General features: G+C 52.3%; 11 protein-coding genes and 1 pseudogene. 9 read left to right on the top strand and 3 right to left on the bottom strand.

What is annotated here, in order from left to right; translation table 11 throughout:
- The first annotated feature begins 24 nt into the window (after nucleotides 1-24).
- Entirely contained in the window at nucleotides 25-1,929 is a 1,905-nt protein-coding gene (locus GN112_RS34695; protein WP_155309797.1) for an IS1634 family transposase, read from the top strand.
- 43 nt (nucleotides 1,930-1,972) lie between these two features.
- Here the strand turns inward: GN112_RS34695 and GN112_RS30620 are convergent, their stop codons facing one another.
- The 3 genes and pseudogenes from GN112_RS30620 to GN112_RS30610 form a co-directional block, all read right to left on the bottom strand.
- On the bottom strand, nucleotides 1,973-2,527 hold the full coding sequence (locus GN112_RS30620; protein WP_162459189.1) for a helix-turn-helix domain-containing protein: 555 nt from the start codon (nucleotides 2,525-2,527) through the stop codon (nucleotides 1,973-1,975).
- A 79-nt stretch (nucleotides 2,528-2,606) separates the two neighbouring features.
- Nucleotides 2,607-3,113, bottom strand: a complete 507-nt coding sequence (locus GN112_RS30615) for a hypothetical protein (RefSeq protein ID WP_155313612.1) — start codon at nucleotides 3,111-3,113, stop codon at nucleotides 2,607-2,609.
- 277 nt (nucleotides 3,114-3,390) lie between these two features.
- Nucleotides 3,391-3,678, bottom strand: a pseudogene (locus GN112_RS30610) (IS1595 family transposase); the annotation flags it as partial.
- A gap of 433 nt (nucleotides 3,679-4,111) precedes the next feature.
- Between GN112_RS30610 and GN112_RS30605 the strand changes: the two are divergent.
- The 8 genes from GN112_RS30605 to rnfB are packed head-to-tail and all read left to right on the top strand — an operon-like array spanning nucleotide 4,112 to nucleotide 12,693.
- Nucleotides 4,112-6,199: a molybdopterin-dependent oxidoreductase gene (locus GN112_RS30605; protein WP_155313611.1), complete on the top strand. Its 2,088-nt coding sequence runs from the start codon at nucleotides 4,112-4,114 to the stop codon at nucleotides 6,197-6,199.
- Nucleotides 6,200-6,231: 32 nt separating this feature from the next.
- A complete protein-coding gene (locus tag GN112_RS30600) occupies nucleotides 6,232-6,756 on the top strand; it encodes a 4Fe-4S dicluster domain-containing protein (protein WP_155313610.1) in 525 nt (174 codons plus the stop codon).
- On the top strand, nucleotides 6,756-8,222 hold the full coding sequence (gene rsxC, locus GN112_RS30595) for an electron transport complex subunit RsxC (protein ID WP_155313609.1): 1,467 nt from the start codon (nucleotides 6,756-6,758) through the stop codon (nucleotides 8,220-8,222). Before GN112_RS30600 ends, rsxC begins: the two co-directional genes overlap by 1 nt.
- The gene (locus tag GN112_RS30590) at nucleotides 8,222-9,280 is read left to right on the top strand and encodes an RnfABCDGE type electron transport complex subunit D (RefSeq protein WP_155313608.1); all 1,059 of its coding nucleotides are present in this window, start codon (nucleotides 8,222-8,224) and stop codon (nucleotides 9,278-9,280) included. Before rsxC ends, GN112_RS30590 begins: the two co-directional genes overlap by 1 nt.
- On the top strand, nucleotides 9,277-10,191 hold the full coding sequence (locus GN112_RS30585) for an FMN-binding protein (protein ID WP_155313607.1): 915 nt from the start codon (nucleotides 9,277-9,279) through the stop codon (nucleotides 10,189-10,191). Before GN112_RS30590 ends, GN112_RS30585 begins: the two co-directional genes overlap by 4 nt.
- Before the next feature lie 20 nt (nucleotides 10,192-10,211).
- Complete coding sequence (gene rsxE, locus GN112_RS30580; protein WP_231717182.1) at nucleotides 10,212-10,835, top strand: electron transport complex subunit RsxE; 624 nt, start codon at nucleotides 10,212-10,214, stop codon at nucleotides 10,833-10,835.
- A 1-nt stretch (nucleotide 10,836) separates the two neighbouring features.
- Entirely contained in the window at nucleotides 10,837-11,790 is a 954-nt protein-coding gene (locus GN112_RS30575) for an Rnf-Nqr domain containing protein (protein ID WP_155313606.1), read from the top strand.
- 12 nt (nucleotides 11,791-11,802) lie between these two features.
- A complete protein-coding gene (gene rnfB, locus GN112_RS30570; RefSeq protein ID WP_155313605.1) occupies nucleotides 11,803-12,693 on the top strand; it encodes an RnfABCDGE type electron transport complex subunit B in 891 nt (296 codons plus the stop codon).
- The last annotated feature ends 4 nt before the right edge of the window (nucleotides 12,694-12,697 follow it).

Genomic DNA, 12,697 nt, shown 5'->3' with positions numbered 1-12,697 from the left:
AGTGCCATAAAATTCACCGAAGTATTGACAATCGGTGTTTTTTCTGTAATTCAAGATGGCATGTATATCCGACGAACAACAATTAAGAGCAAAAAAGATGGCGAAACATATTTCACTCATCGCCTTGTTGAATCAGTTAGAGTTGGAAATAAGGTGAAGCAGCGCACTATTATAAATCTCGGTAAAAATTTTCCTTTTCCACGAGAACAATGGCCAGATATTGCTTGTCGTGTTGAGGGAATTATTAATGGTCAATCAAGTTTGTTTAAATTGCCGGAAAAAATTGAGCAAGCCGCACAGCATTATGCTGCACAAATCATACAAACCCGGTCGAGTCAAAACAACAATACAGACAAAAACGATAGTATAGATGCCCCCGATTACCGTTTGATTGATATCGATAGTCTTGAACTTATAAGACCGCGTAGCGTTAGTATTGAACATGTATCACATGAAACATTTCTCAAATTACAATTGGATAAAATATTTGAAGGTCTTGGATATAATAATCATCAAATAGCAGCTGCAATCGGAAGTATAGTTGGTCGAATGGCGGTTCCCGGCAGTGAGTTATCAACGCATTACTGGCTGCAAAATCGAAGCGGTTTAGGCGAATTAATCGGCTATGACTATGAAAGTATGTCGCTAAAACGAATCTATGAAATATCTGACCGTATTTACAAAGACAAAGAAGCGATTGAAAGGCATTTATACAACCGAGAACGTTTTTTGTTTGGTTTTGAAGAAATAATTACACTTTATGATTTGACAAACACATTTTTTGAGGGAAGCTGTAAGTATAATGAACTTGGCAAGCATGGAAAATCAAAAGAAAAACGCTCAGACTGTCCCTTGGTAACTTTGGCTTTAGTTTTGGACAGTAGCGGCTTTCCAAGAAGAAGTAAAATATTTTCCGGAAACGTTAGTGAGCCATCAACACTGGAAGAAATGATTTCAAGCTTGAATAAACCATCAGAAAGTTCATTAGAAGACGATAAGCAGATGAGTGTTTTTGATAAAAAGAAACCAGTTGTCGTAATGGATGCCGGGATAGCAACAAACGATAATGTACAATGGTTGCAGGCGAATCATTACCGATACCTTGTTGTCAGCAGGAAAAGATATAGAGAATTTGATCATGATAAAGCTGTTGAAGTAAAAAGAGATAAGGATTACATTGTTAAAGCGTACAAAAAATATGTCAAGGAAACAGAAGAGACTGAAATTTATTGTCATTCAAGTGAGCGAGAAAAAAAGGATCAGAGCATTCAAAATCGATTTTCAGAAAGATTTGAAGCAGACTTAAAATCATTGAACGATGGTTTAAATCAAAAAGGTCGGCTAAAGATTTATGAGAAGGTTGTTGAAAAAGTAGGACGGCTGAAACAAAAATATACCAAAGCTGCTAAAAATTATGAGATTACCATCCATAAAGATAAAGGATCAAAGAAGGCGACAAAGATTACCTGGAAGATAAAAAAAAATTCTGACTCTTCAGATTCAAATCCAGGCGTTTATTGTTTGAGAACAAACTTGAACGATCTGGATGAAACTATTCTTTGGCGTACATATACGATGTTGACTGATCTTGAAGCTGTATTTCGAAGTTTAAAATCGGAGTTGGGTTTACGGCCGGTGTTTCATCAAATAACGAGGAGAGTAAAAGGACATCTCTTTATCACATTATTAGCTTATCACCACGTTCATACAATCAGGTTTAGACTTAAAGAAAATGGGATTCATACAAGTTGGTCCGATTTGAGAAAAGAATTAGACGGCCAAAATCGAACAACAGCAGTAATGAGAAGTAAAAATGGCGAGACAATACATGTTAGAAAAAGCACAAAAGCAGAGTCTCGTCAACTAAAAATTTATGATGCACTGGGTGTGCCTCATAGTCCAGGAAAAGTGGTAAAATATGAGGTATAAAAAATAAGTAGTGCCATAAACGCCTTAGCGTATGACTCAACTATTAGAAATTACAGTAAATATTAAATTCAAGCGGAAAAGATGGGTTAGGACCATGCATGAAGTCTCCGGTCCACATCTGACCGAATTTATCGAATTCAAACGGACGAACCACTTCCACGGTGTTAAGCTGGGGATCGCGCATCAGGTTGTTATTCCGGGCGAATCGATACAACGTGGAGCGGCTCGGACGGGTTTCGTCCCATAATTGGCGCTCGACCAGTTCCCGAAGCATCAGTGACAGGGTCCAGCGGGGATGTGCCAGCCGGAGTTCAAACATCTCGTTGGCAAGGGGTGCCGGCACATCGTGCGTGCCTTTGTCGGATCGCTGTTTGTTGCCAAGCGCGCTGAGCCCGCCGTGATTGAACCGGTACAGCCATTTTCGAATGGCTTCGGCGGACATGGTGATGTGGCGACCGTCATGGGGATGGATGTAATGGTTTGCAGATATGACAGTCAGCATTTCCCATAGCTGAACATCGTTGGCATCCCGGTGCAAAAGCGGGCTGATAATCCCGTAGCGCCACAATGCCAGATCCATTTGCCTGTCGTCTTCCATAGGGAGCCTCCTTTGGTAAAAAATTTGGTCTCCCATGTACGTAATCTACTGGTTATTCACAATTTATAGATTCTGTTGGTCAGGCATCACCGTACCGTTTCGGATAAAATTTCATGGCAAATATGCGGATAAAATCGGACCAATGTCCCGGTGGGTCGATGCATGGTGAAGGTGCCCAGACCGGCGTTGTTTTGGCCTCCTGATCGATCCAATCCAAAAGGCCATGCCACTTTTTGATGGATCCATCCACCACGGAACGGGTAAGGCACAGGCGACGGCATATCTCAGCAGTGGCGAGCTGCTGATCCACCAACTGTATTAAGGCGGTAAGCATGCATAACGTCAATCGAGTGATTCGTAGAAATGGATGCGGTAGAATGGAAAATGTCCGCCGGCACCGATCATGTTTACAAAGATAACGCTGAATCCTGATTTGCTCCTGGCCGGAAAAACCATAGCGCTCGTAGGTGCCGTATTTGATAATATTGACCTGGTTGTTGCACCAATGGCAGGCGATCGGGCCAGTCTGATTTTTCTTGGCAATCTTGTTCAGAACCAATAGAATCGTCAATACTGGGTGGGGCATGGCTATTCTCCGTTTTTATTTGAAAAAATAAATGTGCACCGGATCAATAGCACATGCCCCCCCTTTTATCCCCCCCCAAAGGGGGGGGGAAGGATGCAAGGCATGGGGCGGTTCCTGCTGTCTGAACTGATCAGTTCCGCTTGACTATCTGTCGATTGGGGATAATTGTTTTAAAAATCCAGATGGCAGGTTATTCTACCTGCCGATTCTCAAGAAGGGATACCTGGTATTTATCTCTTGTGGTAGCGTAAGTTGACTTTTATTCTCTCTTCTCAGGTAGTAGAGAGAGACTCCTTATACCTCGTCCACGTTTTCCACCTTTTTTCTTGCCGCCAACCTGTGTCTCGTCGACCTCTATGATTCCATGCAGGCGGTCTCGATCTCGGCGAACCATGCCACGACGCAGTTTATGAAGCCAAGTCCATGCAGTTTGATAACTTCCAAGGCCAAGGACATGCTTTACTCCAAGGGCACTGGCCCCGTACTTCTGGCTCGTGATTAACCAGACTGCAAAGAACCATCTTTTTAGCGGTGTACGCGTTTTCTCAAAGATCGTCCCAGAAATAATAGATCTTTCATGATTGCACCCAGAACAGTGAAAGTATCCCTAGCAGTTACCCAAGGTCCTGCTTCTGAGTTACAGATTGGGGTGTGACACGAAATCGCACAATTGGCTGATTGGCAGGGCCGTCACGGTGCCTTGACCAATCCCAGCATTCTCCTGCTGGTACCCTAGGAGGCAATACTTTAAGCTACTTTTTACGAGTCCATCATCTCTTTGTAACTGCTGCAAATTCACAGCTAAAACCGAACGGTTAGAAGAAGGCAGACGCGCCGATTTTGGACCGGTTGAATTTTACCAGATATTTAAAGTTGACAAATCATCTGTGTTTGCGCATATGTTCATTATCCGCCAGGCGGATGCGAAATGAAATTGAGTGTGCAGTAGGATCAACACCGTCATCTTTTTATGTTCGGCACACCGGAGGAAATCGGTAATGAAAAGAGTCGTTAATACGCTTTGCTTTATGTGTTCTGTACGCTGCCCGATCCAGGTAGAGGTGGAAAATAATCAGGTACTCCGCATACGGGGCAACCCCCATGTGCCGGCCATGAACGGCGGCATCTGCCCTAAGGCGGCTGCGGCCATTGCCGGCCTGAACGACAACCAGCGGGTGCGTTTTCCCCTGATTCGTACCGGTGAGCGGGGTTCAGGCCAGTGGAAACGGGTGAGTTGGACGGAAGCGCTTGATTATACGGCCGACCGATGCAAGGATATTTTCGACAAGTACGGGGCCAAGAGTTCCATTTACTGTGAACGGGCCAACCTGATGTCCGATATTTCCAAATCTTTTCAAAAGGCTATCGGCTCACCGAACCATTTCACCCACGACACGGTCTGCAAGGGGTCCATCAACACGGCCTGCCGCTCGATTATCGGATATACAGACGGCCAGATCAACGCCGACTGGACCAATGCCAAACACGTGGTCCTCTATGGCCGCAATGTTTTCGAATCCATCGAAATCAAGGCCATGAACAGCTTTATTTCGGCCCTGGAAAATGGGACGAAGCTGACCTACATCGATCCGCGGGTAACGATTACGGCGGCCAAGGCCACCGATTATAAAATGATTCGTCCCGGCGGTGACCTGGCCCTCAATTATGCCCTGATGCACGTCATCATCGAGGAAAAACTCTACGATGCCCAGTATGTGAGACGATGGGTGGAAGGGTTCGAAGAGTTGTGCAGCTTTGTCATCCCCTATACGCCCCAATGGGCCGAGAAAGAAACCGGAATTTTAGCAGAGGAGATCGTGAGTCTGGCCCGAGAAGTCAGCAAGGTCAAGCCGGCGGTGGTTTTCCATTACGGCTATCGCGGCTCTCACCACCCCACGGAAACGTACTTTCGCCGTTCGATCCTGATACTGAATGCACTGATGGGCAGTATCGAAAGCAAGGGAGGCCTCTTTATTAAAAAAGGTCTCAAGGACGCAGGCTACAAGGCCGGATTAAAGACCTTCTCATCTCAGAAGTTTCCGGAAATGGAGGACACGCGCCGCTTTGACGGGTGCGGCCAGGACAAGTTCCCCATTGCCGATCCGGCCCATGGCGTCGGTTTCATGCTGCCCCATGCGATTCTGAACGAGGACCCCTATCCGATCAAGGTGTTGTTTGCCTTCCGCTACGACCCGCTGCTATCCAACCCGGACTATAACACCAATCTCAAGGCGCTCAAGAAGCTGGACCTGATCGTGGCCAGCGACGTCAACTTCGGGGGCACCACCGCTTTGGCGGATGTGGTGTTGCCCGAATCGTTCTTTCTGGAGCGTTCCGATCCGCTGCAGATGGGATCCAGCTTGAAACCGGCCATCAACCGCCGGACCGCCTGCGTCGGACCGCGTTTCGATACCAAGCCGATGTGGTGGATTGTCAAGCAGCTGGCCGACCGTCTGGGCGCCGGTCATTATTTCCCCTATGAAACCGCGGAAGATATATGGAATTACCAGCTGACGGATCTGGACATCAAAATCGAGGATTTCGACGAGACCGGTTTCGTGTCTCTGAGCGACAAGGCGATCTGGTGGGACCGCAACGACGGGATCAAGTTCAAGACGCCTTCCGCCAAGATCGAAGTTCTTTCTAACCTGATGGAAAGCCATGGGATTCCCTCGCTGCCGCCCTATGAAGCGCTGGATGAGAAGCCGGGGGCCTTCAGACTGATGTGTGGCCGGTGCGTGGCCCACACGAACGTAATGACCCAGAACAATCTCTATCTCAACCACCTGGTTCCCGAAAATCGGCTCTGGATCAACGACCGGCGCGCCAAGGAACTGGGAATTACCAACAACGACCGCATCCTCGTGGAATCCAAGGCCGGCAAGGGTGAAATGTGCGCATATGTCACCGACATGATCCACCCCGAAGCCGCGTTCATGCTCCATGGGTTCGGCCATGTGGAGGTCGACAGCAAGCGCAGCTACGGGAAGGGAGCATCCGATGCACTCTTTCAAGAGCGTCTCCACGACAAAATCGGCGGCAGTCCGGCCCTGGACCATAGTTGGATCACGGTTACGAAAATTTGAAACTTCATCCGTTTCTTGGAGGTATTTAACATATGGGCGATTATATCATTTCCACCAACCCGAAGCGCTGCATTGCCTGTCATGCCTGTGAGATTGCCTGCAAGTCAGAGAAAGGGCTTCCGCTGGAGGTGACCCTGGGCAAAATCGTCGTCCTGGGTCCCAAGATGGTCAACGGCAATCCCAATATGACCTCCGTTTTCGTCCCCTGTTTTCACTGTGAACAGGCATGGTGCATGGAGTCCTGCCCCACGGAAGCCATTCGTCGAAGGAAAAAGGATGGCCTTGTTTATATCATCGACAGTCTGTGCGTAGGCTGCAAGGCCTGCATCACGGCCTGTCCGTGGCATATCCCCCAGTGGAACGTCGAGGCCGGTAAAGTCGTCAAGTGCGACCTGTGCATGGATCTCATCGACGCCGGCGAGGAACCGGTGTGCGTATCGGTCTGCCCCACCAACGCACTGGAGTTTTGCAAACCCGCAGAGCTTTCCAACAACACCCGGGAAGCCTATGGCAGGGGATTGCTCGAAAAGAAACTATGGGCGACAAAGGTGCGTTGATGATGACCCCACTGGCGACATTCCCCAAGGGTGGGGTCCATCCCAAAGAGAACAAGGACCTCAGCAATGCGTTGCCCATCGAAACCATGCCCGATCCGTCGAAGGTGTCGCTGTTTCTCAAACAGCATGTCGGCACGCCTTGCCAAGTGGCCGTTCCCCATCGGCCAGATCCGAGAAGCGATCATGCGATCGACGACAATCTTCTTTTTTCCAGCGAGCACCCCGGAGCGCTCTTCAGGCTGCTGGTGGACAAAAAAGACAGGGTCAAGCAAGGCGATCGGATCGGCGAAATTGGCGACCGACTCGGCGCGGTGCTTCATGCCAGCGTCGGCGGAGCGGTTCTGGGGGTGAAAAACATACTCCACTACCAGGTGGGCAAGGCGCCGGCCATCGTCATCCGAACCGATCCCGAAGCCGTCGCACCGATCCGCATGCCGGTGGACTGGCGGCACTTCTCACGGGAGCAGATCCAGGAGCGCATCGCCGCTGCCGGAATCGTCGGCCTGGGGGGCGCCGGATTTCCCACCGACGTCAAGCTCGACGTCAAACCAGGCGTCAAGCTCGACACCCTGATCCTCAACGGCGCCGAGTGTGAGCCCTATATCACCTGCGATCATCGCGTCATGGTGGAAAAAGCCCGGGAGATCATCGAAGGCGCAAAAATCCTGCTGACGGTGCTGGGCATTACCTACTGTGCCATCGGCGTGGAAAACAACAAGCCGGACGCCATCGCGGCGCTCAATGAAGCCATCGACCGCGCGGATTCGACCGACGGTTTCAAGATCGAGGTCAAACCACTGGCGGTCAAATACCCCCAGGGGTCGGCCGATCAAATCATGCAGAGTATCACAGGCCGGGTCAGACCATCGGGACAGCGCTCCTCGAGTATTGGGATCATCGTCCAAAATGTCTACACGACAAAAATGGTCTATGACGCCGTGGTTCTGGACAAACCCCTGACGGAACGCGTAATCACGGTCACCGGTCGTGCAATCGCGCGACCGGCGAACCTGCGTGTCAAAATCGGCACCCATATTTCGGAAATCGCGGATTACCTCGGTGGGACCACGGCGGACCTGTGCAAGGTGGTGGTCGGCGGGCCGATGATGGGCTTTGCCGTGTCCGACCTGGATATGCCGATCACGAAAACCACACCGGGTATATTGTTTATGAACCATGCCGAAGTCGATGCACGGGCCCACGGGCCCTGTATCCGGTGCGGGTTTTGCCTGGATGCCTGCCCTATGGGACTGGAGCCGAACAATATCGGCATCTACGTGGAGGCCGGCAGGGGGGCGGAAACCGAACCCTTTGGTCTGATGGACGATTGTTTCGAGTGTGGCAGTTGTGCCTACGTCTGTCCGGCCAAGCGACCCCTGGTGCAATTTATCCGCCTTGCCCGGCTGGAAATCGACCAGGCCCGTAAACTCAAAGAAATCAGGGAACAGAAAAGAAAAGCAGGATAATGGCAACGAAACGCTCCCCCATCTCTCAGCAATCGTGCGATGGCGTCGACGGGCACCATCTGTTGGTTTCGGTGTCGCCCCATCTGAAAGCCGATATTACCGTATCCCGGATCATGTGGACCGTGGTCGTCTGCCTGATGCCGCCGCTGATCCTGTCGATTTTCGTCTTCGGCTTTCAGACGCTGATCATCACCGCCGTCAGCGTAGCCAGCTGCCTGGCCACCGAGGCGATCTCGCAAAAACTTCTGGGCCGTCCGGTCACCATCAAGGATGGCAGCGCCGTAATTACCGGCCTTTTGCTGGCCTATGTCATCCCGCCTGGGGTCCCTTTATGGATGCCGGTCTTCGGGGCGGTGATGGCCATATTTGTCACCAAAATCATCATGGGCGGCCTCGGTTTCAACATCTTCAACCCAGCCCTGATCGGCCGCGCCTTTCTGGTTGCCACCTACCCCGTGGCCATGACCACGGCGTGGCTGGCGCCGATCCGAAACGTGGCCATCTTCAGGACCATGGGCGCCGGTGTGGATGCCGTCAGTTCGGCCACGCCGCTTTACGTGTTAAAGCATTACGGCATGGCGGCCGTGAAGGAGCAGTTTGGATCCGGGACATCGATATACACCGATTTTTTCATCGGATTCAGGCCCGGATGCATCGGCGAAACGTCGGCCCTGCTCCTGTTGGTGGGGGGGCTCTATTTGATCTACAGGGGGTACATCCGCTGGCACATCCCGGTGTCGATCATCGCCACGGTGGCCCTTCTGACATGGATTTTCGACGGCGAACGGATCTTCACCGGTGATCCGCTGCTGGCTGTGCTATCCGGGGGGGTGATGCTCGGGGCGTTTTTCATGGCCACCGATTACGTCACATCACCGACCCAGCGCAACGGCCAGGTCGTCTTCGGCATCGGCGTCGGCGCACTGACCGTTCTGATCCGGCTCAAAGGCGGTTATCCGGAAGGGGTATGCTATGCGATTTTGCTGATGAATCCATTGACGCCGGCGTTGGATCAATGGTTCAAACCAAAGCGCTTTTCCCAGGGGGCGGTCCAATGAGAGAGATTATCAAGATTACCGTTGCCCTGACCATCTCCTGCCTGGTGGCGGGCCTCGTCATCGGCACGACCTTCATCTTCACGGCCAAGGCCAAACAGCACAACGAGCATCTCAATGTGCAGCAGACCATGCTCGGCCTGCTGGGATATGGTCCCCGGCGACCCGCGGCGCCCGGACTCGCGCTGCACCAGGTTTACCGCTACATCCTGCGCGATGCGGATACGCTGCGCATGGGATATATGGTCCCGGCCGTAAACGGCAGTGGTGAAGGGTACGCATGGGTGGTGCTCGATCTGAAAGGTCGATTTCTCGAACGCCACGATTTGACAGTGACACCCGAAGCGGCCTTATCCGCCGAAGACCGCAAAAAAGCCATAGCAAAAACGCTGAATCCGGGAACCGAAATTGACTTTGCCGACACCATGATCATCGCCTGTCTCGATGACAAGCGCATGGCCTATCTGTTGCCCGGTGAATTCCCCGGGTTCAAGACCTTCATCAAGGCCATGGTGGCCCTGAACGCCGATTTTCAACTGCTGGGACTGGAAGTGATCGAGCACGAGGAAGACCCCGGACTGGGCGGTGAAATCACCCAGGACTATTTTAAAAACCAGTTCGTCGGTAAATCCTTCGAAACACTCAAGCGGCTCACCGTCATCAAGGAACCGCTGCCCGCGGACTACGAACGCTATCTCACATCCATGGGCATGGGAGACAAAGGCCTGTCGGACAGCGAGGCGGCCGAGATACACGAGCAGTATAAGGATCAGGATATCCACGCCCTGACCGGCGCCACCATATCCAGTGCGGCGGTGACCAACGGTGTCAAGGCCATGGTGAAAAAATTCGCCTATCGCATTCAGATTCTGGATCAGGCCCTGGCGGATGGTGACGTTACGGTTCTTTTTTAGTTTGTAGAAAGGAACAACTCGTGGCAGCAACCACAAAAACCAACATGCAGCTGGTCGTCAACGGCCTGCTCAACGAAAACCCCATCTTTCGGCTGGCCCTGAGCATGTGCCCGGCCGTGGGAATCAGCACGACGGTGGCCAATGGACTGCTTCTCGGTGTGGCCGTTCTTTTCGTACAGGTCTTTTCCAGCTGCACCATCGCCCTGATCAAGGACCACATTCATCCGCGCATTCGCATTCCCACCTACACGTTGACGATCGCCACCTGGGTGACGGTGATCGACCTGGTGCTGGCGGCCTTTTTGCCGGTGGCCTACAAGGCCATGGGGATTTTCGTGCGCCTGATCGTCGCATTTGCCATCATCACCATGCGTCTGGAGGTATTTGCCTGTCGCAACACCGTGGTCGCCTCGTTCTGGGACGGAATCGGCATGGGTTTCGGCTTCATGTTCGGCATGGTGACGCTGGGGGCGGTACGCGAGGTGATGGGAATGGGCACCTTCCTCGGTTATGATGTGCTGGGGTTCAGGCCCATGCTCTTTTTCGTATTGCCGGCAGCCGGCTTTTTCCTGGTCGGGTTCATGATGGCGGTTTTTAATTATGTGGAGACGCTCTACCAGCGGCGGGCGAAACGAGGATCGTGACATGAAAAAAGACACAACGGCAATCTGGGCGCTCTTTCTGCTGATCGCCACCATTCTGATCGGCGGCTGCAAAGCGCCCCATTTCATTAAAACGGCCCGGTTCGAGAAAGCGGACCAAATCGTGTTGACCTTCGCCGGAGCGGTGAATGCTGATTGGGCGGCAAATCCCGACCATTTCACGGTCAACGAAAAACCGGACCCCGACATCCTTCTGGACGTTAAAAGCGTCAGCCTGAACCCGGATCAAACCCAATTGACCATCACGCTGGCCGACCCCATCAATCAGGACCAACCCCACCAGGTGATGGTCAAGGAGATCGTTTCCCAAAGCCGAAGCCTGGGCACACAAGGGGTTCTCGTATCCAAGCCTTACTTCGGATACCTGTTCAGCATTCTGCTGGGTGCCCTGCTCATCCAGAACTTCGTCTTTTCCAAATATTTGGGGCTCTGCGTCTTTTTCGGCACGTCACAGAAAAAAAGCACCGCCGTGGGTATGGGCATCACCTTCACCTTCGTTATTGTCTTCGCATCCTTGATGTCATGGTTCCTATACCAATTCGTACTCAAGCCCTACCGCCTGGACTACTTGCAGATTATCGTCTTCATCGGACTGGTATCGCTCACCGTTCAAGCCGTGGACACGATCCTGCGCAAGATCAATCCGGCACTGTTCAAGGCCTTCGGCGTTTACCTGGTGCTGGTGATTGCCAACTGCATCGTCATCGCCGTACCGCTGATCCTGGCCGACAACGAATACAATATGCTGGAAAGCCTTATGCTGGCCCTGGGAGCCGGGCTTGGATTTCTATTGGCCCTGTTCCTGATGTCTTCCGTGCGTGAGCGACTCGAACTGGCCGATATTCCCCCATCCTACCGGGGGCTGCCCATCGCGTTCATCGTAGCCGGTCTTTTTGCCCTCTCGTTCATGGGTTTTTCCGGCATGTCGATCTTTTAAGGAAGGTTTCACATGGATCCATTATACATCAAACTGGCGATCGGAGGACTGGTGCTGCTGGGTAGCATCGGGCTTTTTTTCGGCATTGGCCTGGCATTGGCAGCCCACAAGTTCGCCGTCGAAGTCAATCCCAAAGTGGAAGCGGTCAAGGAAGTGCTGGCCGGCGCCCAGTGCGGCGGATGCGGCTTCGCAGGATGCGAGGCGTATGCCGAGGCCGTGGTCAATGATCCGGACGTTCCGCCCAATTTGTGCTTTCCCGGAAAATCGTCGGTGGCGGAAGCCGTGGCCCAAATCACCGGCAAGCAGATGGGGGCCATGGAGGACCTGGTGGCGGTCGTCCACTGCGCCCGATCGATCCGCAAGGACTACAAAAAATACGATTACATCGGATACGGGCGCTGCTCGGGGGCCAACCTGGCTTTCGCCGGTCCGACGGACTGTCAGTACGGGTGCGTTGGTTTCGGCGAATGCGCCGGTGCCTGCCCCTTTGACGCCATCACCATGGAAAACCATTTCCCGGTAATCGACGAAGAGCTCTGCGTGGGGTGCGGCACCTGCGTTAAGACCTGTCCAAAGCATCTGATCACGTTGGTACCCAAGAAAGCGCGCGTTGTCGTGCGTTGTAGCACCCAGAACACGGGCAAGCTGGCCCATCAGATTTGCGAGGCAGGCTGTATGCACTGCCAGTCCTGCATACGGGACTGCCCGGCCGAGGCCGTCGCCCTGGTCGACGGGATCATCCGCATCGATCACCATAAGTGTCTGGAATACGGACAGCAATGCGATGAGGCCTGCATCAAGGCCTGTTTCATGGCCCATGCGATTCAGCCCAATCGTGCGCGTCCATTGTTTCAGAAGAATGACAGCCACGAACCGACCGCCCAGGAGGCACTTGCCCTGTAGAAGG

The sequence above is a fragment of the Desulfosarcina ovata subsp. ovata genome (assembly GCF_009689005.1).
Taxonomy (GTDB): domain Bacteria; phylum Desulfobacterota; class Desulfobacteria; order Desulfobacterales; family Desulfosarcinaceae; genus Desulfosarcina; species Desulfosarcina ovata.
Note: the sequence above shows the minus strand (reverse complement) of the source record. Positions and strands in the feature narration are given on the sequence as shown.